This window comes from Nostoc sp. PCC 7524, from assembly GCF_000316645.1.
Taxonomy (GTDB): domain Bacteria; phylum Cyanobacteriota; class Cyanobacteriia; order Cyanobacteriales; family Nostocaceae; genus Trichormus.
In genome coordinates, this window is record NC_019684.1 from 1,925,459 (window position 1) to 1,951,240 (window position 25,782).

Sequence of the window (25,782 nt, forward strand, 5' to 3'; positions counted from 1 at the left end):
CCATACTCAAGTAGCAATATCCGATAAGAGAGTGCTGAGTGGGGCATTGGTAAGTATAACAATATCCTTTGTCTTCCAAGTCCCCAATCCCCAATCCCTACTCTGAAACAAGCCGCCGGAAATTGTACTCCTTAGCACTGGGATGACAACTAACACAACTACTTATTTGCACCGGGCGTAGTAAATCGACTTGGGGATGTAAAGCGGTAAAATAACGAGAATTATTAACTCGATAGGGTGTGGCTTCGTCTTGTAATTTGCTACGGGAGAACGTGGAAAGATACCGCCAAACAAGGATACGTGCTGGATCAACCAACGGCTGAATTGTTGCGCCGTAGTGCTGTGAGTCTTCTATGAGATTTTTCCAGGTTTGGCTGGGTAATACCGCAGGTGGTAGAGCAATGTGACAACCAGAACAATTTTCTATGTATAATTCTTGTCCGAGTTTGTGCTGTGCGGGTACTACATCAACTGTGCCAATTTCTGCTGGAGGTGTAGCACTTTGGACGCTAGTTGCTAAAGCTAATAACCAGCCCATAGCCAAACTCCAAGCCAGAATGATGAAAATTAACCCTAAAGGGCGGCGGTTGAGTTTACGGGTACGGGATTTGCGTTTAACCAGATTTGACATTCCTCACATTCCCCAATACTGAGATTTTTCCCTTGTAGCTCATCATAAGACTTAAACAGCATTGGTAATGTTGCGGATCTGGTAGTATCAAGAGCGTAAACGCTTGCGGCTTGTCGTTAGACATCGCATCTCACACATCAAAGATCATCATAAAAATCAGCCATAATATCTCGAATTTCATTGGCTCCAATATCTTCTCGGTCAGACTTGGAATAAATTGTCAGGAGCAAAATACTTGTTGGTGACTCCAGTTGATAAATAAGCCGGTATCCAGCACTTTTACCTTTCTGGATATTGCTGTTGCGAACTCTCAGCTTATAAACAAAATAGTCCTCCCCAATACCGCCAATTCTATCTCCGAGAACGTTTCCTTGTTGTAACTGCTCGATAATTGGTTGAACGTCAGAGCGAATATTGCGAAATCTCTTTGAGAGTTTGTAAAGTTCTGCCTCAAACTCATCTGAGAACCGAACTGAAACCGCGTCATTACTCTGCATCAATCCTGTTCCATAGCTCACTAATTGGTCTAGTTTGACCCATTTTTGCTTGCTGTAAGGCTCTCCTTAAGCTGGCTTTAATTTCCTCAATGGGTGTATCATCAGGGTCAAACTCTTCTGATTCTGTTGGCTCTGGAACTAACACAATCACCCGCACCTGATGAGGGTAATTTGTCCCCTGAATCGGCTCATCTAAAATTAAATTGCCTTGAGCGTCAATTTTGCCAGTAACTTCGATCGCTTTCATTTGTGATCTACCCTATTTTGTAGGTGATCCTAACACGCGTAAATCCAAGCAGGATAAGGAAACTGACGTTTAAGGAATCGGCACAACTCGCAATAATCGCTCAACTACACTTCTGGAACTACGTCCTCCTCTGGGAATTAGACGATGGCAAAGCACATGAGGAGCTAAAAACTTGACATCATCGGGAATAGCATAATCACGCCCTAGGAGAAAAGCTAAAGCTTGGGTGGCTTTTTGTAAAGCTACCGTACCCCGTGGACTGACACCAAGGGTAATTTCTTCATCTTGGCGTGTTGTCCGCACTAACTCCAAAATGTATTGCTGTAAGGAAGTTTCGACTTTGATTTGTGAGCAGAGTTGGCGTAATTGTGTTATGTCTTCCAAGGTCATGCAAGGCTGTAAATCATCTACCTTGATACCATGTTGGAGATTTTGCAGCATTTGCAATTCTTCATCAGCTGAGGGATAACCCAAACTCAAAGACAGCATAAATCTATCCATTTGGGCTTCTGGTAGGGGGAAAGTCCCTTGGTACTCGATGGGGTTTTGGGTAGCAATCACAAAAAACGGTTGCGGTACAGCACGGGAGACTCCATCGACTGTTACCTGATGTTCTTCCATAACTTCTAGCAAAGCCGATTGTGTGCGGGGTGTGGCGCGGTTGATTTCATCGGCTAGCAAAACGTTAGCAAAGACGGGACCGGGGAGAAAACTAAATTCACCGCTTTTAGGGTTCCAGATGTTAGTGCCTGTGATATCTGTAGGCAGTAAATCGGGTGTACATTGTAGGCGTTGAAATTTACCATCTAGGGAACGAGCCAAGGATTTAGCGAGGAGAGTTTTACCGACTCCTGGCACGTCTTCTAGGAGAGCGTGACCACCACCTAACAACGCTACTAAAACTAAGCGTATGGCTTCATTTTTGCCGACGATAGTACGATTTAGATTTTGGGTTAGAGCGTCAATTTTTTCTCTCATGCACCACACTTTAGGGATTGGGATATAAGAAACTGGAGCAGAGAATAACCTATGCTCTATTCCCTGCTCCTTCATTTACAGTGTTCCCACTTAAGCAATTAAAAATTCAAAATTCAAAATACTCCTTCCCTACGGGTACAGAGAAGCAAGCTAGAAAATTCAAAATATAGCAGTTGCCACGTAGATGATGACATCAAGCAATCATCAAACTGTTACACTAAAAGGCTTTCAAGTCTGTAACCTGTAACCTGTCCCCTGCTATAAAACTTCTCTGGCAATGGAGCAGTCTTGTTGAATTTGGGTTTTGAGGGCTTCTAGAGAGGGAAACTTTTGTTCTGGGCGCAGAAATTCTACCAACTCCACAGCCAGTTGCTGGTCATACAAATCACCTGACCAATTGAGCAAATGTACTTCCACAGAGGAATAAGTACCGTTAACTGTGGGGCGATTACCAATATTCATCACTCCCAATAGCTCACCAGATGTAGTGTCTGCGGATGTCTGACTGAGAATCTTGACGCGGACAGCATAAACGCCTTTGCGGGGGACAAACTTATCTTTGGGCAGTTCTAAGTTAGCCGTAGGAAAGCCAATAGTTCTACCTAGTTGTTCACCTTCTACAACTGTGCCAGTCAGGGTATAAAGTCGTCCCAAACATCGGTTAGCGTTTTTGAGATCCCCTATCTCTAAATATTGGCGGATGAGTGAAGTGCTAATAGGAGCATTGTGGATTTGGTCAAGTTCAGTACAGTGACTTGCACTTGCATCTAACAAAGGTGCTTCGGAAGTTTGTAAAGTAACTATGGTGACAGGAATATGATACTTGGCGGCGATCGCTTGTAAATCTTTGGCACTACCACGGCGTTCTTTACCAAAACAAAAGTCCTGTCCAACACTAATTTGCTGACAACGTAGTTGCTGCACCAGAATTTTCTGGACAAATTCTTCGGGGGACAAAGCAGCTAATTCTCTGTCGAAGGGCAGTAATACTAATTGTTGTACCCCAAGCGATCGCAATTGTTGCACTTTTTCATCTAAAGGTGTCAACCATGTCCGGGGTTGTCCAGTAAAAAACTCTTGGGGGTGGGGATTAAAGGTAACAACCGTTGAGTATATCTGTTCTTGTGGGCGTGGTGATGTAGTGAGTTCTGGGGGTGCATCTTCTGACAAATTCTCCCCGTTCCCTCGTCTCCCTTTTTCACCATCTCTTAATAATGGCTGCAAAACCGGTTGAATGACTCTGCGATGGCCAAGATGCACGCCATCAAATTTGCCAAGAGCAACAGCAGTTGGAGTTAGCAGCCCTTCAGTTTTAGTTGAAGAAGCAACCCACACGGAACACCCATTTTGAGACAAATTTAGCACTTAGATTCTAGAATTTGAGGTTGATTGAGAAAAGGCAGGAGGCAGTGCCGATGAAAGACAAGAGTTTAAGTCACCCAGTCATCAAGAGACTCAAATTCAGATGCGTTTTCAATGTTTTGAGCAATTATCTTCTGCCTCCTGCCTCCTGCCTTCTTCAAATCTAATCTAAAATCTACTATCACTCCGACAGTAACTTTTATCCAGAAAATTTACTAACAGAAAAAGATTCTGATAAAGGGGCGGAAACAGGAATCTGAAGTACCATTCCTTCCCGTGCCATAATAGCTCCAGAAAACTTGGCAAAGGCTTGTGCGCCGATACTATCTAAAAAATCGTCATCATGGGCAGGATCATGATGGTAAATTACCAGTGTCTTCACATTGGCAGCTTCGGCTACTTTCACGGCTTCTTGCCAAGTAGAGTGTCCCCAGCCAATTTTCGGGGATGTAGGGGAATAGTATTCATCATTAGTGTAGGTGGAATCGTAAATTAAAATATCGGCATTCCGTGCCAGCCACAGGACATTTTCATCTAATCTATCGGGAAAATGTTCGGTGTCGGTAATGTAAACCGCCGCCCCACCACACCAGTTGACTCGATATCCTACGGCTTCACCGGGATGGTTGAGTGATGCCGTTTCTACGGTAATATCATTAATATCTATCGGTTGCCCTGGATGAACATCGTGGAAATGCAAGTTCGCCTGCATAATCTGCAAGGGTACGGGAAAATTTGGGTGCAGCATCTGATCATTAAGACGCTGTTCTACTGTAGAACCATCAGGAGCGATCGCACCATAAATATGAAAATTATTCCCTTTCACAAATCCTGGGACAAAGAAGGGAAATCCCTGCATATGATCCCAATGGGAATGAGTGAAAAACAGATAAGCTTCTATTGGCATTTGGCGCAATAAAGATTGCCCCAAAACGTGCAGCCCTGTACCGCCATCGAAAATTAAGCGTTTACCGCCCACTTGCATCTCAACGCAAGGGGTATTACCACCATAACGGACAGTGTGTGGCCCTGGACAGGGGATGCTGCCGCGAACGCCCCAAAATTGCACGGTAAATTGGTTCTCTATCCTTGACATGGGTATTGTTTGCTGGACTGAGTGGGCGATCAATAACGAAAGTGTCAGGTGTTTTGTGAAATCTATACTGTCTTACCGTCAGTGATAGAGATCAAGGTGATTGGTAAAACAGCATACCTTGTTTGAGGTAGGTTATTTTAGCAAGGTGAGTCAATTCCAGGCATTTACCTCATTATTCCCAGAATAAAAGTATAAGCAATATCAAGAACGCTCCTAAATTTATAGCCTATATTTCGCCGTGCTGCACTTTACTGCTAGAAATCCACTAAGATATCCGGTTTACCACAAAATCATTCAAGGAAAATGGAATTCCCAGTTAGATAATTTATCTAGTCCATTGGCATAAGTCAGGTTGTACTGCAATGGCGTAATGCTGATGTATTTATCTCGAATCACATTGACATCAATGGGTACATTTTGGGGTAAATTTAATCCGGCTGGGGGTTCTACATCTTCTAAAACTTCCCCAGTTAACCAATAGTAGGTTTTACCACGCGGATCGATGCGTTTGTCAAACACATCAACGTAGCGCCGCACTCCCTGACGAGTCAGTTTGACACCAGCAATTTCTTCGGCTTTGACAGCAGGAATATTAACGTTCAGCAACATTAAATCTGGGATGGGTTTGAGAGTTAGTTGTTCTACGAGAGTTTTGGCGAACTCTGCCGCAGGTTGAAAGTCTTTGTACATGTGGCTCGTCAGGCTGAAGGCTATGCTAGGGATACCCTCAATCATTCCTTCCATAGCCGCAGACACTGTACCAGAATAGAGAATTTCTGTTCCTAAGTTGGCACCTTGGTTAATACCAGACAAAACCAAATCAGGGGGCGACTCTAATAACGCCCACAGCGCCAGTTTTACACAATCAGAGGGAGTACCATCACAAGCCCAGGCTTTGATGGCGGGATGAAAAATCGACTCGACCATTTCGGCGCGAATTGGTTGGTGTAAAGTCAATCCGTGGCCAGTTGCCGATCGCTCTCGATCAGGACAAACTACAGTTACATCATGGCCTGCTTGAGCTAAACAGTTGGCTAGGGTACGAATACCTAAAGCCGAAATGCCGTCATCGTTGCTAATTAGTAGTTTCATAGTTAATAGTCAACAGAGGTGACAGGTGACAGGTTACAGGTAATATTTTGTCACCTGTTACCTATCACCTCTTGCTTTCACTCTAAACTGGTAAAACAGGTGTTGTATTAACTCCTGTGTTTGATAAATAAATGGCATACTACTAAAGTTATTTGTCTAATAGTCCAAAACTATGGACTATTGACTATGGACTATTGACTATTAACTAAATGACTAGCAACTTAGAAGCTCAACTTTTAGCACTGCGGCAGGAAGGAGAACAAGCGATCGCCGCCGCCGATACCCTGGAACGCTTAGAGGAACTCAGAGTTAACTATCTGGGTAAAAAAGGGCAGCTAGGGGCGCTGTTGCGAAGTATGGGACAGATGAGTGCGGAGGAAAGACCGAAAATTGGCGCGATCGCCAATACAGTTAAGGAAGCCCTACAAGCCAGTTTAGACCAGCAACGCGCTACCTTAGAAAATGCCCAAATTCAGGCACAACTAGAGGCAGAAACCCTAGATGTAACTATGCCGGGTATCTACCGTCCCCAAGGTCGCATTCATCCTTTAAATGGCATTATTGACCGGGCTTTTGATATCTTTGTCGGCATGGGCTACACTGTGGCGCAAGGGCCGGAAATGGAAACAGATTATTACAATTTCGAGGCTCTGAATACTCCACCCGATCACCCCGCCCGTGATATGCAGGATACTTTCTACCTGCCCGACGGTAATCTTTTACGGACTCACACCTCATCAGTACAAATTCGGTACATGGAAAAAGAGGAACCACCAATTAGAATTGTGGCTCCAGGGCGAGTTTATCGGCGCGATAATGTTGATGCTACTCACTCTGCCGTCTTCCATCAAATTGAGTTGTTAGCCATTGATGAGGGACTGACTTTTACAGACCTCAAAGGCACTATCAAAGTGTTTTTACAAGCAATGTTTGGTGACTTACCTATTCGCTTCCGTGCTAGTTATTTCCCGTTTACTGAACCATCGGCTGAGGTAGATTTGCAGTGGAATGGGCGTTGGTTAGAAGTCATGGGCTGCGGCATGGTCGATCCAAATGTGATGAAATCTGTAGGTTATGACCCAGAAATTTACACCGGATTTGCGGCTGGTTTTGGTGTAGAACGCTTTGCAATGGTGTTACATCAAATCGATGACATCCGCCGTCTTTATGCCAGTGATTTGCGCTTTTTGCGGCAATTTTAAAACATGAAGAGTTATGAGTTATGAGTCATAAATAACACTCAACTTATAACTCTGAACTTTTATTGACAATCTGATCATATAAATATAATGTATCGAGTTTTAGTATTTGGTAATTCCGGTTCAGGAAAAAGCACCTTAGCACATAAATTGGGGCGTAATCTTGATATTCCAGTTCTCGACCTCGATACTATTGCATGGGAACACCATCAAATTGCTGTACGCCGTTCTCAAGAAGATGCAGCCAAAGATTTACTAGAATTTATCAACAACAATAATTCTTGGATAATTGAAGGTTGTTATAGTACCCTGATCGCAATTGGTCTAGAATTTGCAACCGAAATTTATTTTCTCAATCCAGGGATTGAGAAATGTTTAGAAAATAACATTAATCGACCTTGGGAAGCTCATAAATTTAAATCACCTGAAGAACAAGCAGAAACTTTTGAGTTTCTCCAGAGTTGGATAAAACAATATGAAACTCGTGATGATGAATTTGGTTATTCATCTCATCGCGCATTATTTGAAGGTTTTAATGGTAAAAAACATGAAATTATGGGATAAGTTATGACATCACTAACATTAAATCTCAATTCTGTAATTAAACTGACTAGAGAACAGTTCTATCAATTATGTGTAGAAAATCCTGATTTAAAATTAGAACGCAATGCCCAGGGAGAATTAATTATCATGCCACCAACAGGAGGGGAAACAGGTAGAAGTAATGTGAATTTAATTCTACAAATAGCATCATGGAATGAACAAAATCAACTTGGTGAAGTTTTTGATTCATCTACTGGATTTACTTTACCAAATGGGGCTGATCGTTCTCCTGATGTATCTTGGGTAGAAAAATCTCGCTGGGAGGCTTTGACTAAAGAACAAAGAGAAAAATTTCTGCCTCTATGCCCAGATTTTGTGATTGAAATCATGTCACCATCTGATACTTTGAAAAAAGTTCAAGATAAAATGAATGAGTATATGTTAAATGGGTGTCGCTTGGGTTGGTTAATCAATCGCAAAAAGCAAGAAGTAGAAATTTATCGTCATGGACAAGAAGTAGAAGTGTTAAAATTACCTCAAAGTCTTTCTGGTGAAAATGTATTACCTGGATTTGTACTCAATCTGCAACGCATTTGGGAGTAACAAATCCAGTTGCTCAGTAATTTTGTAAAATAAGAGGCTCTTTGAAAAGTGGTAAAGTGTGATTTTAGGCGCAAGTAGTCCAGAATTACTCTTAAAAAATCTCACGACTCAGTTTTTACACTTGCTATTTGTTTGCGACCATTTTTCTGGCTTGGTCTAGAAGCCTCGAAGTTTCTTCTGTAAGTGCTTTTTCTTGAGTTTCTAGTTCTTTGAGACGAGTATATAAAACTTCTATTCTTCTTTCAGGAGATAACCCTTTAAGAAAATCTACTGGAATCACATTAGACTCTCCACTCAACCAAGTCAGTAATCTTTGGAGTTTTATCCGATTTCCAGCTTGAATCTTAGGATTGACTAATCTTTTTTCAATAGCCGCTACTAAACCAGGGGTAGGATATTCATTTAATCCGCACTGAACTGACACAGCATCTAAACTTTTGACAAGTTCTTTAATCGTGTAGTCGGAAAGACCAAAAGCTTGTAGATGAAGCTTTGTAATTTTTTTAGTATCATTGCCCATTTCTACCTCCTTGGTTTTTCCCTGAAACTTGGTTAAGAAGATCAGCGATATATGCTGCCTGTTCATTTATTGTAGCTCTCAATGTCGGAACTAGCTTGGCAGCATAAAATTCCTGAACAGTTGTTAACTGCTCGATTAAGCCCTGAATCATCTCTTTTTGGCGAACATTGACTCTCTTTTGTGCTGCAAGCTCGTAATTACGCTTTTTCAAGTCTGAGCCAGCATAGCGAATCATACACAGAATCACCTCATCTCTGGTGGTCACGGTATCTTGAGAGCCTTCAATAGCCCGCTTTATATCGGCTTGTGTCCATCCAAATTCATCTGCAAGTTGTTTGATTAATTGTTGATTAGCCATATAGAATCTTACCAATATTATGAAAAGTCAACTATTTTTGTTCCAATTTCAAGATTACAACTAGGATGTAACAATCTGAAGTTTTCAGGTTTGTTAGCAGCCGAACCAAAGTCTTTTAATGGAAGAACATGATGTACAACAGCATCCGCAAAACGAAGGGATTCACCACACGCAGAACATTTACCTTCTTGATATTGAAATTGCTTCTGTTTCCAGGTTTTTCCGGCATTGCTTTGAAGCCACTTATTAAACTCCTTACGTGGGTCAATAACTGATTTTGCTTTGGACAATTTCTCCGCCGTAATTTGACGAATTTCTTCTTCTTGTGCAAGAAGCACTATCAACTCACTGTACAATCGAGCTAAGTTATCTGCTGAACCGTTACTCATACTTCTTCAGGTTGTTATTGAATAGGAAATTTGTACTTTCTATATTCATCATTCTTCCCCAAAATTGAGTGGAAATAACTATTACTTTGCATTCATTTGATAAACTATGTTAATCTTTATATTAACTTGTTTTTTTAAAATTTAGTATAGCAGAATAATTTATTATTCACCTTAAAATTGTTAATTAACGACAATTATCGCAATGTCCACAACGCCAGTTAGTGGCTTCTTTGGCAAAACCAAAAGCATTCAATAAAAATTGCCAACGGCATTGTTTAGTATTTAAATATTGAGTCATTTGTTGAGCAGCGTGTAATTGTGTGGGTGGCTGGTTTTTGGCTTTGTGTTCTATTTTGTAATGGAAAGGGTCAAGCCAGTTTAATTGTCCACTACTATGCAGTAAAGCTAATGCGATCGCACTATCGGGAAATTGTTTAGTTATCGCGTTAACTTCACCTTGTGCTGGGAGTTTTTTGATTAACTGCTGGGCTTTTTGCTGCTGCGATCGCATTTGTTCTTGAAAAAACTGTTGTCTTTGTTTATCATCTGGATCTAGCCACCCTGTAGGCTCACTTATCAATGTCAAAGCCTCAGCCGGTTTACCATCTCTACCACCACGCCCAATTTCCTGCACATATTCAGATAACAGATGCGGTGCGTGATAGTGGACAACCCAGCGCACATTAGGCTTATTTATCCCCATGCCAAAGGCGCAGGTACACACCACAAACGGAATTTTATCACCCAACCAACTCGCTTCCACTTCCCGGCGTTCTGTTGCACCTAAACCCGCGTGATAACTAGCGGTTTTGTAACCCATCTCTGCTAACCAAGCAGCTAAATTTTCACTATCTCGCCGAGTGCGAACATAAATTAATCCGGCTTGTTTTGGTCGATTTTGAATAAATTTGATTAATTGTTGTTTTCTTCCCCTTGGTGTCCAAGCGATGCGAACAGTAGGATGCAAATTTGGACGGTAAGGATTGAGGCGAAATATTTCCGGTTGTTGTAATTGTAAAACGGTTTGAATAGTTTTTTGCGCTAAGGGGTCAGCCGTGGCGGTAAATGCAGCAATGCTGATTTTTGTTCCTGGTGGCTTATGTTTGAGTAATGCAGGTCTGACAGCCCCTAATCTGCGGTAAGCTGGGCGAAAGGTTTCACCCCACTGTACTAAACAATGGGCTTCATCGAGAATTAAGCCGTTAATTTGCACTTGTGGCTGACATAATCTTTCCCAGACTGGCGGACTTAATAAAGTTTCTGGTGATAAATACAGTAATCTTAGTTGTTGTTTTTCTAATGCTTGCAGTGTTGCACGGCGTTGGGATGATGGTAATTCACTATGCAATAATGCAGCTTTTTGTTGACGTTCAATTAATTCCTGTACTTGATTTTCCATCAGTGCCACTAATGGGGATACTACCAAAGTTAAGCCAGTTTGTAATAATGCAGGTAGTTGAAAACAAATTGATTTTCCGCCTCCAGTGGGCATAATTATGAGTGCATCTTTTTGGTTTAATAAACTGTTGACGATTTCTCCCTGTGGCGAACGGAAATCATCATAACCCCAAATTTTTTGAAAAGTAGCGCGGACTTCTTCCCAAGATTTTGTTTTTTGATTATTCATAAAAGGTAGTAGATGCCCATGTTTTGAATTTACACGCTACTACCTAAATTCTGGCTCAGTAATCTTCTCAGATATTAACAATAGGTAAACCATCTCCCTGGAGAGTAGCAATATAACCTGTTATTGCTTCTTTAATATTTACAAGTGCTTCTTCTTTTGTTTTTCCTTGGCTGACACAACCTTCGAGGCTAGGACATTCTACAATCCAGTAGCCATCCTCGTCTCGATACATGATTACTTGCCTAATATTCTGGTTCATGATGAAAAGCTATATAATCACTTTTAATTTTACCGTTAACCAAAGTTAGGCATAGGTAAATAATTCCTCTGATAATTCTCCTTGAGCAACTTTTGTAACAGAACCAGTCATAGAGATGTTAAAGTCATCTTTAATCTGAATCAGAATTTCTCCCCCAGGCATTTTTACGGTAATTTCAGAATCACATAAACCAAGTTTATGTGCAGTAGCCGCCGCCGCACTGCTACTACTACCTGATGCTAAAGTGTAACCTGCGCCTCTTTCCCAAATTTCAATTTGAATAGTATTTCTATCTAATACTTTCATAAATTGCACATTAGTGCGATTGGGAAATAAAGGATGAACTTCTAAAATTGAACCATATTCTTTTGCAATATCTGGACTGATTTCAGCTAAAAGAACCACGCAGTGCGGATTACCAATAGTCGCTGCACAAAAAGAAAAAGTTTGATCACCAACAGTTATTTGTTCTTTAATTACTTCTCGGTTATCTCCTGCTACGGGAATATCTTGACTCCAAAAGCTGACTTTCCCCATCTCAACCTGGACTGTTTTACCTGCATCTTTGATCACAGATTTTACTATTCCACCCGCAGTTTCAATTGAGAATGGCTCTTCGTCAACAAGTCCCATATCCCAAAGGAAACGGGAGAAAATCCGCAGTCCATTACCACTTTTTTCGGCTTCACTTCCATCGGGGTTGAAGATGCGTAAGGCGAATTTTGCTGTGTTTGATGGTAGCAGCCCCAACAAAATACCATCAGAGCCGATACCAAAATTACGGTTGCAAATTATTTTAATTTTTTCAGGGGTTAAATCAAATGATAAATCTTGGGGATTGATAACTAAATAATCATTACCCAAAGCATGATATTTATAAAATTTCAACATTTGAAACTAGCGGTGAGACTGTCTTTAATCGCTACTGCTTTTTTGCAGCTTCTAGCTGTTGGCGAATTGCGGCTTGAATTTTTTCATCAAAATCAGGATCGTCGGGACTAGCAATAATTTTGTGTGGTTGCTGATTAAGTCTATCTAGGTATGCTAGAAAAGCAGCTTTATCCTGGCGATTCCTGAGAAAGTATTGTTTTAATTCTGCATCTGACATTGCACTATAATTAACTTGGCTCATCAAAATACCTCTCCATTGGGTAGTATTTGAAACTCAAGCTCTTCGTTATGTCCGGCTAGAATATAAATGTTCAAAGTTCGGTTATCTAAGCATATCAGATGTATTGGCTGAAGCATAGTATAAGTCAGTTGATAACCAACGCGATATAAACTCTTTAATTGAGCCTCAGTAGCCTCTCTAGTCAGTACAATTCGCAATTCGCAATTCGCAATTCGCAATTAATGCCCACGGATAAATCCGGGGGCTTGAACCAAGCAAAGTTTAAAATGTTTCTATCCATAAATAAATTTAGGAGCTTGTACCATCAAGGAATAATTGGTCAATCAATCCACCTGCTATTTATTTTCACACTCATCGCGTAAAACGGACTCTCATTATTTTAGGGCAAGGTTGAAGAAAAAAATACTGACAACAACCTTGACCCTAAAACGTTTACACTTGGTTAGCAGTTACTTCTGTTTGCTTCTCTTGCGTTTGCAGTGCTGCATACAAACGATTGAGGGCATTAACGTAAGCTTGTGCTGATGCAACTATGATATCGGTATTGGCTGCATGACCCGAAAATACTCGTGATTCATGTCTTAAACGGATAGTCACTTCCCCAATTGCATCAATGCCGGCTGTTACTGACTGCACAGAGAACTCAATCAATTGGTTAGGAACGTTTACGACACGGTTAATTGCTTTATAAACCGCGTCTACTGGCCCTGTGCCAATGGCTGCGTCGGTGAGTTCTTCGCCTGTGGGGGTGCGGAGGGTAACTGTAGCTGTGGGTTGAGCGTTACTACCGCAGGAAACCTGGACTAATTCTACCCGGAATAAATCGGGTGCTTGTTGAATTTCGTCGTTAACAATGGCTTCCAAGTCCCAATCAGAAATTTCTTTCTTTTTGTCGGCTACTTCTTTGAATCGAACAAAGGCTTTATTGAGTTCGGTTTCTGATAGTTCAAAACCTAATTCTTTCAAGCGAGTACGGAAGGCATTACGCCCAGAATGTTTACCCAAAACTATTTGATTGTCTGTTAAGCCAATCAATTGAGCGTCCATAATTTCGTAGGTGAGTTTATTTTTCAAAACTCCATCTTGGTGAATACCTGACTCGTGAGCGAAAGCATTTGCACCGACAATTGCTTTATTTGGCTGGACTAACATTCCCGTCAAATTGGAGACTAAACGGGATGTTTTGTAAATTTGTTTGGTGTCAATATTGGTGAGGGGTTCTTCAGAATTTTCCGGTCTACCCAAGAAAGGATTAAAATATTGCCTGCGGACGTGCATAGCCATGACTAATTCTTCTAAGGCAGCATTTCCGGCGCGTTCTCCTATACCATTGATGGTACATTCTAACTGTCTAGCCCCATTTTTGACGGCTTCTAAGAAGTTAGCAACTGCCAAGCCTAAATCATTGTGTCCGTGAACAGAAATAATTGCTTGGTCGATGTTAGGAACGTTGTCTTTAATGCCCTTAATAATTGCCCCAAATTCGCTGGGTGTGGTGTAACCAACTGTATCGGGAATGTTAATTGTTGTTGCACCGGCTGCGATCGCTCGCTCTAAAACTTGGTACAAAAATTCAGGATCAGAGCGTCCTGCATCTTCGGGGGAAAATTCCACATCATCGGTGAAACTCTTGGCATAGGCTACCATTTCCTCGGCGATCGCAATTACTTCTGGTCTGCTTTTTTTGAGTTTATATTGCAGGTGAATATCAGAAGTAGCAATAAAGGTGTGTATTCTGCCCTTTGCTGCCGGTTTAATCGCTTCAGCTGCGGCTTTAATATCATCATGTCTGGCTCGTGCCAAACTACAAATTACCGGGCCATTTTCTGTGCCAACAGTTTGAGCAATTTTGCTTACCGCTTCAAAGTCTCCAGGACTCGCAAACGCAAAACCAGCTTCAATGATATCGACACCGAGACGGGCTAACTGTTTGGCGATCGCTAACTTTTCATCTATGTTTAATGTTGCCCCTGGACACTGTTCGCCATCGCGGAGTGTCGTATCAAAAATGATGATTCTCTCTGGTTGACTGGTCATTTTGACTTGTAGTTTTAGTTTTACTTTTAATATCGCTTACATTAGTGGTTTTAGGCTTAATTTTGTAAATAATTGCTAAGAGTATTAACCTTCTGCTTTCTCTATTTGGTCTCTAATATCATTTAAATCTATATATCTATCTGTGGCATTGCGTAATTCTCTAGCAATCATTCCCTCTGTTGAGACTACGGTAATATGTGTATTTTTTGAGCGTAATAGTTCAATTGCTCTTTCAAAATCTCCATCACCACTAAATAAAACTACTCGGTCATACTGATCTACGGTGTTAAACATATCTACAACAATTTCAATATCTAAATTAGCTTTTTGTGAATAACGTCCGGACGAATCATCATAATATTCTTTGAGTATTTTCGTTCTGACGGTATAACCTAAGCTAATCAGAGCATCTCTAAAACCTCGTTGATCCTGTGGGTCTTTTAAGCCAGTGTACCAGAAGGCATTGATTAATGTTGTCTCGGATTGTTCGTTTTTAAAGTATTCTAAGACTCGTCTGGGATCAAAAAACCACCCGTTTTTTTGTTGGGCATAGAACATATTGTTTCCGTCTACAAAAATAGACAGACGATTCATTGGAGAACCCATAGAAAAATACACCTAAAAATAGTAAAGAAATTAGATTGAACAATAGATTATAGCAATTATCAATTGACAAATTGACTAATATCTCAAGAGTAGCTTGTCATGTATAGCTTTTATCTTACCTCTTTCAAAGCATAAAATTAGCTCTAACATAGGAATTTATCTGCTGGGTGTTGAACATTTTCACTCCCAAGACTATGCAAGACACCCTGTAATCAAAATCTACCAATAAAATAGACTGCTTAACAGGATGGTTGGCGATGGAGGCATCAAGTTTACTTCTAAAGAGGTAAGGCATAGGTCTTAGGATAGGATTTGGACTATAGCCGTTGTGCAGTTAACAATATTTGCATAAGTGTCGCACTGTCAGCCATTTGTAAAGGACATAATCTGTGGATTGCATAGAGTATAATCTAGCCACAACCAAACCTAGAGTCGGGGTATTCCGACCTAAGTCTCATCGGGCAATCACTACTTGCATCTTACTCAGAGAGAAGGTTAGACAGTGTTTCGGGTAAACGCTGCCTCAGTGGATATTTACTCAGCCAAGTTTGATGAATAATAAAATTTATATTACGAATGTATAAGCTGTTCATTTAAGTCTGATTTCAATATGGTTGTAGTATAAATGGAACTGAATAAATCAAACAATTGTGCGTAAACTAATTATTAACACGATATGGCAGAAGAACCTCCATCAACCTCAAAGAAAAAATATGTCTCTACTGCCAATATAGCGTCAAGTAAACAAACAAACGCAACACTGACGGCATCAGTCCGCCAGTCACAGCGCATGGTAGGCTTAGGTAAGTTACTGGCGATCGCCTCAGCAATTGCAGCAGCACTACTAACAAGCTCTGGGGTGGCTGTAACTCAATGGCTAGAAAATCAAGCACTGTCTACATTTTTCTATCTGCGGGGGCCACTTGTGCCTCCAGAAGATATCGTAATTTTAGCAATTGATGATCAGTCCATATCAGTACCCGAACAATACTATAAAACAGATCCGCAAAAGTATGCCTACCTGGAACCACTGAGAGCATTTCCCTTTAAACGGGCTGCCTATGCTCAGGTAATTGCTAAACTGATGCAGGCTGGGGCGCGGGCTGTGGCTTTGGATGTGGTGTTTGATACCCCTGGTAGTTACGGCGCAGAGGACGATCGCCAGTTGCAAGCCGCTTTACAAAAATACGGTAGCAAAGTCATCCTAGCAGCACAATATGAAACTTTTGAGTCTCACCAAGGTGCATTTACGCAATTGCGATTGCCCTATGAAAAATTTCGAGAACATCCAGTGGCGATTGGGACTGTTAATTTTCCTTTAGAAGTAGATGGTAAAGTCCATCGATTAGCCAGTGAATTTTCTAAGCTGTTAGCCGCAGCTGGTGTCTTCACAGATAAAGCACCTTCCTTTGATCAAGCTGTGTTGGGTGCAGCACAAGTCAAATATCCCCAACCCCAAGGCGATCGCATCTATTTTTGGGGACCGGCTGGGACATTTGAGCCGATACCTTTATGGTATGTACTTGACCCCGAAAACTGGAATACTTATTTGCAGCAGGGTAAGGTATTTCGCGACAAAATTGTCATAGTTGGGGCTACAGCCCAGTTAGGCAATGATTATCATCGAGTGCCAGTAGGTAGAAACTGGTTGTATCCTGAACAAATGTCAGGTGTAGAAATTCATGCTAACGCCATCGCTACGGTGATGACAGGAAAAGCGATCGCACCAGCAATTAACAGTCCATTTCTGCGGGGCTTATTTGTATTGGGATTAGTGGGCGGCACATCATTAATAATTAGCAAAAGTAAAAGCGGACTGAAAAGGTTTCTCTGGAGTATTACAGTTGCTAGTGTTTGGGGCGGAATTAGTTATATCAGCTTTATTTATGGAAAATTAGTGTTGCCGACAAGTGTACCAATCCTCGCGATCGCATTTACTGGCGCATCCTACCTAGGCACGGAAGTAGCGAGAGAAAAAATCAGAACTCGCCAATTAGTAGATATTTTTCAGAAATATAAAACTTCCCCCGTTGTCCAAGAGATTATCAGCCAACAACAAGACCTACAAGAATTACTGCAACAACGAGATGTAGCAGTAGCCGGGAAAATCCTGGGTGGACGCTACAAAATTGCTAAGGTTCTCGGTTCTGGTGGATTTAGCGAAACATACATCGCTGAAGATATGCAGCGCCCTGGTAATCCCCGATGTGTCGTCAAGCAACTCAAACCAGCCAATACTCAAGCCAAGGGATTAGAATTGGCTCGACGTTTATTTGCATCCGAGGCGCAAACCCTAGAAAAATTGGGAACACACCCGCAAATTCCCCAGTTATTAGCTTATTTTGAACAAGAAGCAGAATTTTATTTAGTACAAGAATATATTATTGGTCATCCTCTCAGCCGGGAATTACCATCAGGTAAAGGCATATCAGAGACAACAGTAATTAAAATTGTCAAGCAATTACTACAAATATTAGTATTTGTTCATGAAAATAGTGTGATTCATCGGGATATTAAACCCAGCAACATCATCCGACGACACTCAGATCATAAATTGGTATTGATTGACTTTGGTGCAGTCAAAGAAATTTCTGCACCGCAATTAGAAAATCAAGAACAAATTCCTTTTACTATTGGCATTGGTACTAAAGGTTATGCACCTAGCGAACAATGTTTTGGCCGTCCTCAATACAGCAGTGACATCTATGCAGTAGGGATGATTGGGATTAAAGCTTTAACTGGTATGGCACCCCATGAGATTCCTAGAGACTCTCAGGCAGAGTTGAAATGGATAGAAAAAGCCTTTGTGAGTGAAGCTTTCGCCCAGATTCTCAGTAAAATGGTGCGGGATGATTACAAACAGCGATATCAGTCTGCGTTAGCAGCTTTGGCAGCAATTGATAATCTAGACAATTCCACCGAGGGAAACTCACTACCACAAACTGATCCATCAATGAAAACATCAGAATCTTTAGATGATTCTGACTTACCCACCGCACCCTGGCCAAAAAACTTTTAATTAACCAAACCAAGATTCTTCCTTGGGTTTATCGCTAAATAAACCTAACAGGGGTGCAAGAATTGCGCCGAATATGAAACCACCCGCATGGGCCCAATAAGCAATACCCCCACTTTCCATGCCAATATTAGTACGTGCTTCTAAGCTGGCAAGTCCGTAGAAAGATTGCTGGAGAAACCAAAAACCTAAAAAGAAATATGCGGGAACGCGGAAAGTTGGGAAGAAAAGTCCTAAAGGTAGAACACCGAGAATTTCAGCTTGGGGGAAGCGAAGAATATATGCACCCATTACCCCGGCGATCGCACCACTAGCACCCAAGGAAGGAATGTTAGAATCTTGAGCGAAGAACCATTGAGCCAAGGATGCTAAAACGCCACAGGATAGATAAAACAGTAAATACTTGGCATGACCTAATTTTTCTTCGACATTGTTCCCAAAAATCCACAGGAACAACATATTGCCAGCTAGGTGCAACAAACCCCCATGCAAGAATTGTGAACTGATTAATGTTGCCCACTCTGGTACAGGTTGATTTACAGAAACACCCGCAAAACTTAAGCTGAGTTCATGGGGGACTACAGCCGCTAGGTGTAAAAATCCGTTTAACGCTTGCGGCGGCAGACTAGCTTCATAAAGAAACGCCAACACATTTACCGCAATCAGTCCAAAAGTTACATAAGGTGTAATGGTTGTGGGATTATTATCTCGAATAGGAACCACGAGTATTGACCTGATTGTGAAGACACCAGCCTTACTGTACTGAACTTTGTTGGTAGTTTCTTCTACCTCGTGGATAGATATTATTATCTGCGTTTTAAACTAAAAGGATGAGCGTCACCTCCCAAAATTGGAGACAGTGCTATGGTACAGCAACTCACACCAGATACCACCCCAGGCATCATCTACCCTGACAACACCAGAAAAGTAGCTAAAGCCTTGATTTGCTGCCTCTGCTAGCAGGAAACTTTTACTCAGCATCGGCATCATCAGCTAGAATTTCCCTGTGCTTATATTTAATAAATTTTAATTTTAAATTGCTTATGTGGTTTAACAATTCTCTTGAAAATCAACTCCAGCATTGGAACAAAATCATCAATCAGCAACCCCAAAATGCTAATGCTTACATTAGGCGAGGCATGGTGAAATTTCAGCTAGCTAAAATTGATGAATCTATTCAAGATTTTGACAAAGCAGAACAATTAGAACAGCGTCTTAAACCATATCTTTGGCAACGAGGTTTATCTTACTATTATGCAGAAAGATTTGCTGAAGGCGCTCAACAATTTGAAATAGATTTAACAGTCAACTCTCAGGATGTGGAAGAAACAGTCTGGCGTTATCTTTGTATGGCTCGGTTGGTGGGTGTTCAAGCAGCGCGAAACTCTCTATTAAACGTAAAAAATGATCCGCGAGAGATTATGCGGTGTGTTTATGATTTGTATGCCGGAAACTGTACACCAGATGATGTTTTAAATGTGGGTAAATTAGGAGGCGATCGCAGCAGTTTTTACGCTCATCTTTACCTGGGATTATATTACGAAGCCCAGAATCACATTGAGTTAGCAAAAGATTATATAGTCAAGGCGGCTGAGAATTATAAAATTGAAGACTATATGTGGTACTTAGCGCAAGTACATAAAAAATTGCGAGGATGGTAGTAATTTAATCACTAATTTACTGTTTATTTTGATCAATGACTTCCAATCTACAGGTAGTAGAAGGCTGGCATGGCAAACTAAATTTAGTCTATGCTGATCGCCTGGGTGCAACCGAATTAATTTACAATCACCAGCAAGCACCGCTAAAAATCCAACGTCCGTTTTACCCAGAAGGGGAAAGAGTCTGTCATAGCGTTATTTTACATACCGCAGGGGGAGTTGTGGGAGGCGATCGCTTATCTACTAAGATCCACCTCCAACCCCATACCCAAGCTGTAATTACTACCGCCGCAGCCGGGAAGATATATCGGAGTAATGGCTTACAAGCAAGACAAACTATAGACATACAAATCGATGCGGGTGCTTGTTTAGAATGGCTACCGCAAGAAACAATTTTATTTAACGGTGCGATTTATCGCCAAGATTTACGGGTAGAATTAGCAACCGGTGCGAATTTCATAGGCTGGGAAATCACTCGATTTGGACGTAGTGCTAGAGGAGAAAAATTTTACCAAGGAGAATGGCGATCGCACACCGAAATTTGGCAAGAAGGCGTTCCCCTATGGATTGATCGCCAATACTTACCCGGTAGCGAAGAAGTTTTCCATAGTCCCCACGGCTTATCAGGACAACCCATAGCTGGTAACTTTATTTACTTAGGTAGTCCAGTTTCCAAAGAAACCATTGAAAAAGCACGTTCCATATTTACTCCCCACGCCCTCATCGGTGTTACCCGTCTAGAAAATGGATTTTTGTGTCGATATCGTGGTGCTTCCACCTCTGAGGTGAGACACTGGTTTACGTCCGTGTGGCAAATGCTACGAGTTGATTATTTCAAGCGTCGTGGCTGCATACCCAGAGTGTGGCAAGTTTAAGCAACCACAAAGGAGGAAAACAGAATGCAACTTACGCCACAAGAAAAAGATAAATTATTGATATTTACAGCCGCCCTATTAGCAGAAAGGCGTAAAAATAGAGGCTTGAAACTAAATTATCCCGAAGCAGTAGCTTATATTTCTGCTGCTATTTTAGAAGGTGCGCGAGATGGAAATACAGTAGCAGAATTAATGAGTTATGGCACAACTTTATTAACAAAAGATGATGTGATGGAAGGTGTACCGGAAATGGTGCATGAAGTTCAGGTAGAAGCAACATTTCCTGATGGTACAAAATTAGTCACAGTACATAATCCAATTCGTTAAATTGAAAATTATGATTCCAGGGGAAATAATTACAGCAGCAGGTGAAATTGAATTAAATGCTGGTCGTCCAACTGTGAAAATCAGAGTAGCAAATACAGGCGATCGCCCGATTCAAGTTGGTTCACATTTTCATTTTTATGAGGTGAATAATGCGCTGAATTTTGATAGAGAACAAGCGTTGGGAATGCGGTTAGATATTCCTGCCGGAACAGCAGTGCGCTTTGAACCTGGGGACGAGAAGGAGGTAACTCTTGTCCCTTTCGTCGGTTCTCGCCAAGTCTACGGTTTCAATGCCAAAATTAACGGAAAGCTCGGTTGATACAGTTCTGGTATGTGTTGTTGTAGAGAAAGTGAAGCAGTGATATGCAAGAAGACCTCAAAATATGGCAAGTATCTGCTGAAGATAAACTTACGGAAATTAACAAAACTAAATTGAATTTGGAAGAGCGTATAGAAAAGTGGTTAGAAAGAGATATTTCTATTCTTTCACCAGACTTATTAGTAATTGGTAGGCAGGTAATTACAGATTATAACGGCATCATTGATCTACTTTGTTTAGATGCTGGAGGCAATGTTGTCATTGTAGAGCTAAAACGGGATAAAACCTCTAGGGAAGTAACTGCTCAAGCCTTAGACTATGCCTCATGGGTGAAAAATTTATCTACTGAACAGGTAATTAGTATTGCTGTTAATTATTTTAATTATATTGGTAAGCAAGAGACATTAGAAGAGACGTTTCAGTTAAAATTTCAGAGAGAATTGCCAGAAGCTATAAATAGTGAACACAAAATTTTTATAGTTGCCTCAGAGATAGATTCTAGCACTGAAAGAATTATTAATTATTTATCAGAAACATATCAAGTTCCTATCAATGTCGCTAAGTTTCATTACTTTAATAATAATGAGCATGAGTTATTAGCTAGAAAATTTTTAGTTGACCCCAATAAATTTAAAGAAAATAAGATTAGCCAATCATTGCGAAAGGCAAACATAACATATGAAGAATTGGAGAAAATAGCAGAAAATAATGGTGTTGGTAATATCTATAAATTAATTTATCAAGGACTGATTGATTATCCATTTTGGACAAAAACTACAAGGAGTTGTATCACTTTTACAGGAGTAAACAAAAATAAAAAGGCAATATTTAATTTAATACCTATTGAAAGTAATCAAGAATTAGGTCTAAAATTTAAAATTTATCTCACTAGGTTGTCAGAATATTTAAACCAACCTGAAGAAATAATAACTCAATTTTTACCAAATATTGAGCCGATTTTGCAAGAAGAGTGGTCTGGCTTAGTTGTGCAAGGATTTTTTAAAAGTGAGGAATTGGCTAATTACTTCCTCAAAAAATTAAATGAATATAGGAGTAATACAATATGAGTTATAGAATGAGTCGCCGCGCCTACGCAGAAACCTACGGACCCACAGTCGGCGATCGCATCCGTCTAGCCGACACAGAATTATTTATCCAAGTAGAACAAGACTTCACCACCTACGGCGACGAAGTGAAATTTGGCGGTGGTAAAGTCATCCGCGATGGGATGGGACAATCTCCCATTTCTAAGGCTGATGGTGCAGTAGATTTAGTTATTACCAATGCTTTGATTCTCGACTGGTGGGGAATAGTCAAAGCAGACATCGGCATTAAAGACGGCAAAATCTTTAAAATTGGGAAAGCAGGTAATCCATATATTCAAGACAATATAGATATTATTATTGGACCCGGTACGGAAGCCTTAGCCGGTGAAGGAATGATTCTCACGGCTGGTGGTATTGATAGCCATATTCATTTTATTTGTCCGCAACAGATTGAAGTTGCGATCGCCTCCGGTATCACTAGCATGATTGGCGGCGGTACAGGGCCAGCCACAGGTACAAATGCTACCACCTGCACCCCTGGACCCTGGAATATGTACCGGATGCTGCAAGCGGCTGATGCTTTCCCCATGAATTTAGGCTTTTTGGGTAAAGGAAACGCCAGCCAACCCCAAGGTTTAGTCGAACAAGTTTTAGCCGGTGCAATGGGGTTAAAGCTTCATGAAGACTGGGGAACAACCCCCGCCACTATTGATACTTGTTTGAGTGTTGCTGATGAGTATGATGTGCAAGTAGCGATTCACACCGACACCCTCAACGAAGCTGGATTTGTCGAAGATACTATCGCCGCCTTTAAAAATCGTGTCATCCACACCTACCACACCGAAGGCGCAGGCGGTGGACACGCACCAGACATCATCAAAGTCTGCGGTGAAACTAACGTCCTCCCATCATCCACCAACCCCACCCGTCCTTACACCCTCAACACCCTAGACGAACACCTAGATATGTTGATGGTATGTCATCACCTCGACCCCAGCATCCCCGAAGATGTCGCCTTTGCTGAATCCCGTATTCGTCGCGAAACCATCGCCGCCGAAGATATTCTCCATGACTTAGGCGCATTTAGCATGATTGCTTCGGATTCTCAGGCAATGGGAAGGGTGGGAGAAGTAATAATTCGCACTTGGCAAACAGCCCATAAAATGAAGGTGCAACGGGGAAGCCTTGCGGGTGATGGGAAATCAGATAATCTGCGGGCTAAAAGGTATGTTGCCAAATACACAATTAATCCAGCAATTACTCATGGTATTGCTCAGTATGTCGGTTCTGTAGAGGAAGGCAAACTTGCAGATTTATGCTTGTGGCGACCAGCATTTTTTGGTGTGAAACCAGAGATAGTGATTAAAGGTGGGATGATTGCATGGTCACAGATGGGTGACGCTAACGCCAGCATTCCCACACCCCAACCTGTGCATATGCGCCCGATGTTTGGCAGTTTTGCAGGTGCAAAACACGCCACATCTTTAACCTTTGTTTCTCAAGCAGCTTTAGAAAGAGAAATTCCTAGCCAATTGGGTTTAAAAAAATCAGCCGTTGCAGTATTTGGGACACGTCAACTAACTAAACAGGATATGAAACTCAATGATGCTTTACCTCATATAGAAGTAGATCCCGAAACCTATAAAGTCAAAGCCAATGGGGAATTGTTGACTTGTGAACCCGCCACAGTTCTACCAATGGCGCAAAGATACTTTTTGTTTTAGCCCATGACCGAGCCGACAACCGATTATGATAAACCCAGAAAGTCGGCTACATCATCAATGGAATTAATGAACCATCCTTGTTGAAAAGACTGCTTAAAAGTGCGATCGCTATTCCGTCTACTACGGAATTTCAGCAAGTATTAGATAATCTCATATCTGGAGGATGAGCGATCGCTATTCCGTCCCAGCAAAATTTTACAAATATTTAGATAATATCGCTTGACATCTCAAGATCCATTAAAAAGTCAATTGCCAGATTGTGTATAGGGGTATATCCTACTCTAGGGTCGCTACTGTTGCACTCAAACGACCCTACAAAATTTTTGCGTCGCGTAGGTCATCGCTCTCTTAACCAGTTGCATATACAATCCCTATTACTATATACCTCTGTATCACATGAGTTTACAAATGTCTCACTCTGGCAAAATTCTCGTGGTTGATGACTCTCCAGATAATGTGTTCTTGATTAAAACCATTTTGGAAGAAGAAGGTTACACGATTTACACCGCAGAGAATGGTTTCTCAGCTTTAGAACAACTGCAAGCATCTCCCTGTGACTTGGTTTTGTTGGATCTGATGATGCCAGAAATGGATGGTTATGAAGTGACTCGGCGGATTCGTGGAGATATGAAACTACAGCAATATATCCCCATACTACTAATTACTGCCCACGATGCACCCAATGTAGCTCATGGATTAGACTTGGGTGCTGATGATTTTATCCGCAAACCTGTAACGGTGGATGAATTACTGGCACGGGTGCGATCGCTGTTACGTTTAAAGTACAGTATGGATGAACGGGATGAAATAGCTCGTCAGCGTGAAGATTTTGTCTCTCGCCTCACCCATGATTTACGTACTCCCCTGGTAGCTGCTGATCGGATGCTGGCACTATTCCAACAAGGTGCTTTGGGAGAGTTATCACCCCAAATGCAGGAAGTTATCGCGATCATGGCACGCAGCAATATCAACTTGCTATCTATGGTGAATACTTTATTAGAAGTTTATCGCTTTGAAGCAGGTCGTAAAACTTTAGCGTTTCAAGTTGTGAATCTAAACCAATTACTACAAGAGGTAGTAGGAGAACTGTCACCCCTAGCCCAAGCAAAAAGCCTAGCAATTTGTCTAGATTGCGGGGAATCATCAAACCCCAGCACTGTGACAGGCGATCGCTTAGAATTACATCGTCTGTTCACTAATCTTATAGGTAATGCGATCAAATTTACTGAATCAGGCTCAATTAGTATTAGCTGCAAAAATGTAATTTTGAGTAGTCATAGTGACAATTCTAAATATGTTTTCCCTACTACAGTTAGCGAATACATGACTGTGGAAATAGCAGATACAGGCCCAGGTATTGCGCCAGAAGAACAAGCAACTTTATTTGAAAGATTTCGTCAAGGTAGTCATAAAATTTCTGGTAGTGGTTTGGGGCTTTACCTATCACGTCGCATTGTCGAAGCCCATCAAGGCAATATTCAAGTCAATTCAGAAGTAGGTAAAGGTAGTGTATTTATTGTCAGCTTACCTGTCAAATAATAAATGATTAAATTAAATTATGATTTCTCTACATTAGGCAATATCTACCTAATAGTTGATAGTGAATTATAAATCTTAATTTTATAATTGATTTCAGGC

At 41.2% G+C, this 25,782-nt stretch carries 29 protein-coding genes; 11 read left to right on the top strand and 18 right to left on the bottom strand.

Annotated features, from left to right (window positions below):
* Window positions 1–97: 97 nt before the first annotated feature.
* The 7 genes from NOS7524_RS07585 to surE form a co-directional block, all read right to left on the bottom strand.
* Window positions 98–631 (bottom strand): hypothetical protein, encoded by a 534-nt coding sequence (locus tag NOS7524_RS07585; RefSeq protein WP_015137898.1) that lies wholly within the window; start codon window positions 629–631, stop codon window positions 98–100.
* A 137-nt stretch (window positions 632–768) separates the two neighbouring features.
* Window positions 769–1,128: a type II toxin-antitoxin system RelE family toxin gene (locus NOS7524_RS07590; protein ID WP_015137899.1), complete on the bottom strand. Its 360-nt coding sequence runs from the start codon at window positions 1,126–1,128 to the stop codon at window positions 769–771.
* A complete protein-coding gene (locus NOS7524_RS07595; RefSeq protein ID WP_015137900.1) occupies window positions 1,118–1,375 on the bottom strand; it encodes a type II toxin-antitoxin system RelN family antitoxin in 258 nt (85 codons plus the stop codon). The genes NOS7524_RS07590 and NOS7524_RS07595 overlap by 11 nt, the downstream gene beginning before the upstream one ends.
* A 69-nt stretch (window positions 1,376–1,444) precedes the next feature.
* Window positions 1,445–2,353 carry an AAA family ATPase gene (locus NOS7524_RS07600; protein WP_041555225.1) on the bottom strand — a complete coding sequence of 303 codons (909 nt, stop codon included), beginning with the start codon at window positions 2,351–2,353 and terminating at the stop codon, window positions 1,445–1,447.
* Window positions 2,354–2,611: 258 nt separating this feature from the next.
* A complete protein-coding gene (locus NOS7524_RS07605; protein ID WP_041555226.1) occupies window positions 2,612–3,718 on the bottom strand; it encodes a bifunctional riboflavin kinase/FAD synthetase in 1,107 nt (368 codons plus the stop codon).
* Window positions 3,719–3,914: 196 nt separating this feature from the next.
* Window positions 3,915–4,811, bottom strand: coding sequence for an MBL fold metallo-hydrolase (locus NOS7524_RS07610; RefSeq protein ID WP_015137903.1), 897 nt, complete (start codon window positions 4,809–4,811; stop codon window positions 3,915–3,917).
* A 294-nt stretch (window positions 4,812–5,105) separates the two neighbouring features.
* A complete protein-coding gene (gene surE, locus NOS7524_RS07615; RefSeq protein WP_015137904.1) occupies window positions 5,106–5,903 on the bottom strand; it encodes a 5'/3'-nucleotidase SurE in 798 nt (265 codons plus the stop codon).
* Between the two features lie 209 nt (window positions 5,904–6,112).
* On the opposite strand from surE, the gene pheS reads away from it, so the two are divergent.
* The 3 genes from pheS to NOS7524_RS07630 all read left to right on the top strand — a co-directional run bounded on the left by pheS (window position 6,113) and on the right by NOS7524_RS07630 (window position 8,248).
* On the top strand, window positions 6,113–7,105 hold the full coding sequence (pheS, locus tag NOS7524_RS07620) for a phenylalanine--tRNA ligase subunit alpha (RefSeq protein ID WP_015137905.1): 993 nt from the start codon (window positions 6,113–6,115) through the stop codon (window positions 7,103–7,105).
* Window positions 7,106–7,192: 87 nt separating this feature from the next.
* Entirely contained in the window at window positions 7,193–7,666 is a 474-nt protein-coding gene (locus NOS7524_RS07625) for an adenylate kinase-like kinase (protein WP_015137906.1), read from the top strand.
* Between the two features lie 3 nt (window positions 7,667–7,669).
* Window positions 7,670–8,248 carry a Uma2 family endonuclease gene (locus NOS7524_RS07630; RefSeq protein ID WP_015137907.1) on the top strand — a complete coding sequence of 193 codons (579 nt, stop codon included), beginning with the start codon at window positions 7,670–7,672 and terminating at the stop codon, window positions 8,246–8,248.
* A 124-nt stretch (window positions 8,249–8,372) separates the two neighbouring features.
* On the opposite strand, the gene NOS7524_RS07635 is transcribed toward NOS7524_RS07630, so the two are convergent.
* From NOS7524_RS07635 to NOS7524_RS07675, 10 genes are all read right to left on the bottom strand, one after another.
* Window positions 8,373–8,768, bottom strand: a complete 396-nt coding sequence (locus NOS7524_RS07635; protein WP_015137908.1) for a hypothetical protein — start codon at window positions 8,766–8,768, stop codon at window positions 8,373–8,375.
* Window positions 8,758–9,126: a hypothetical protein gene (locus NOS7524_RS07640; protein WP_015137909.1), complete on the bottom strand. Its 369-nt coding sequence runs from the start codon at window positions 9,124–9,126 to the stop codon at window positions 8,758–8,760. Before NOS7524_RS07640 ends, NOS7524_RS07635 begins: the two co-directional genes overlap by 11 nt.
* A gap of 17 nt (window positions 9,127–9,143) precedes the next feature.
* Window positions 9,144–9,515, bottom strand: coding sequence for an HNH endonuclease (locus NOS7524_RS07645; protein ID WP_015137910.1), 372 nt, complete (start codon window positions 9,513–9,515; stop codon window positions 9,144–9,146).
* A gap of 184 nt (window positions 9,516–9,699) precedes the next feature.
* The gene (locus tag NOS7524_RS07650) at window positions 9,700–11,142 is read right to left on the bottom strand and encodes a RecQ family ATP-dependent DNA helicase (protein ID WP_015137911.1); all 1,443 of its coding nucleotides are present in this window, start codon (window positions 11,140–11,142) and stop codon (window positions 9,700–9,702) included.
* 67 nt (window positions 11,143–11,209) lie between these two features.
* A complete protein-coding gene (locus tag NOS7524_RS07655) occupies window positions 11,210–11,401 on the bottom strand; it encodes a type II toxin-antitoxin system HicB family antitoxin (protein WP_015137912.1) in 192 nt (63 codons plus the stop codon).
* A gap of 45 nt (window positions 11,402–11,446) precedes the next feature.
* Window positions 11,447–12,289 (bottom strand): diaminopimelate epimerase, encoded by an 843-nt coding sequence (gene dapF / locus NOS7524_RS07660; RefSeq protein WP_041555620.1) that lies wholly within the window; start codon window positions 12,287–12,289, stop codon window positions 11,447–11,449.
* Window positions 12,290–12,323: 34 nt separating this feature from the next.
* Complete coding sequence (locus NOS7524_RS07665; RefSeq protein WP_015137914.1) at window positions 12,324–12,533, bottom strand: DUF6887 family protein; 210 nt, start codon at window positions 12,531–12,533, stop codon at window positions 12,324–12,326.
* Entirely contained in the window at window positions 12,533–12,751 is a 219-nt protein-coding gene (locus tag NOS7524_RS31165) for a DUF6888 family protein (protein WP_015137915.1), read from the bottom strand. The genes NOS7524_RS07665 and NOS7524_RS31165 overlap by 1 nt, the downstream gene beginning before the upstream one ends.
* Window positions 12,752–12,965: 214 nt before the next feature.
* Entirely contained in the window at window positions 12,966–14,570 is a 1,605-nt protein-coding gene (locus NOS7524_RS07670) for a 2-isopropylmalate synthase (RefSeq protein ID WP_015137916.1), read from the bottom strand.
* A gap of 84 nt (window positions 14,571–14,654) precedes the next feature.
* Window positions 14,655–15,176, bottom strand: a complete 522-nt coding sequence (locus tag NOS7524_RS07675) for a LabA-like NYN domain-containing protein (protein WP_015137917.1) — start codon at window positions 15,174–15,176, stop codon at window positions 14,655–14,657.
* A 676-nt stretch (window positions 15,177–15,852) separates the two neighbouring features.
* Here NOS7524_RS07675 and NOS7524_RS07680 point away from each other — a divergent pair.
* Window positions 15,853–18,195 carry a CHASE2 domain-containing serine/threonine-protein kinase gene (locus tag NOS7524_RS07680; protein WP_015137918.1) on the top strand — a complete coding sequence of 781 codons (2,343 nt, stop codon included), beginning with the start codon at window positions 15,853–15,855 and terminating at the stop codon, window positions 18,193–18,195.
* Here the strand turns inward: NOS7524_RS07680 and NOS7524_RS07685 are convergent, their stop codons facing one another.
* Window positions 18,196–18,915, bottom strand: a complete 720-nt coding sequence (locus tag NOS7524_RS07685; protein ID WP_015137919.1) for a rhomboid family intramembrane serine protease — start codon at window positions 18,913–18,915, stop codon at window positions 18,196–18,198. It lies immediately after the preceding gene.
* 320 nt (window positions 18,916–19,235) lie between these two features.
* On the opposite strand from NOS7524_RS07685, the gene NOS7524_RS07690 reads away from it, so the two are divergent.
* The 7 genes from NOS7524_RS07690 to NOS7524_RS07720 all read left to right on the top strand — a co-directional run bounded on the left by NOS7524_RS07690 (window position 19,236) and on the right by NOS7524_RS07720 (window position 25,683).
* Window positions 19,236–19,853: a hypothetical protein gene (locus NOS7524_RS07690; RefSeq protein ID WP_015137920.1), complete on the top strand. Its 618-nt coding sequence runs from the start codon at window positions 19,236–19,238 to the stop codon at window positions 19,851–19,853.
* Window positions 19,854–19,888: 35 nt separating this feature from the next.
* Window positions 19,889–20,728 carry an urease accessory protein UreD gene (locus tag NOS7524_RS07695; RefSeq protein WP_015137921.1) on the top strand — a complete coding sequence of 280 codons (840 nt, stop codon included), beginning with the start codon at window positions 19,889–19,891 and terminating at the stop codon, window positions 20,726–20,728.
* 24 nt (window positions 20,729–20,752) lie between these two features.
* The gene (gene ureA, locus NOS7524_RS07700) at window positions 20,753–21,055 is read left to right on the top strand and encodes an urease subunit gamma (protein WP_015137922.1); all 303 of its coding nucleotides are present in this window, start codon (window positions 20,753–20,755) and stop codon (window positions 21,053–21,055) included.
* A 10-nt stretch (window positions 21,056–21,065) separates the two neighbouring features.
* The gene (locus tag NOS7524_RS07705) at window positions 21,066–21,374 is read left to right on the top strand and encodes an urease subunit beta (protein WP_015137923.1); all 309 of its coding nucleotides are present in this window, start codon (window positions 21,066–21,068) and stop codon (window positions 21,372–21,374) included.
* A 44-nt stretch (window positions 21,375–21,418) separates the two neighbouring features.
* Window positions 21,419–22,441: an endonuclease NucS domain-containing protein gene (locus tag NOS7524_RS07710; RefSeq protein WP_015137924.1), complete on the top strand. Its 1,023-nt coding sequence runs from the start codon at window positions 21,419–21,421 to the stop codon at window positions 22,439–22,441.
* Window positions 22,438–24,144: an urease subunit alpha gene (gene ureC / locus NOS7524_RS07715; protein WP_015137925.1), complete on the top strand. Its 1,707-nt coding sequence runs from the start codon at window positions 22,438–22,440 to the stop codon at window positions 24,142–24,144. The genes NOS7524_RS07710 and ureC overlap by 4 nt, the downstream gene beginning before the upstream one ends.
* Before the next feature lie 408 nt (window positions 24,145–24,552).
* Complete coding sequence (locus NOS7524_RS07720; RefSeq protein ID WP_015137926.1) at window positions 24,553–25,683, top strand: hybrid sensor histidine kinase/response regulator; 1,131 nt, start codon at window positions 24,553–24,555, stop codon at window positions 25,681–25,683.
* Window positions 25,684–25,782: the final 99 nt, after the last annotated feature.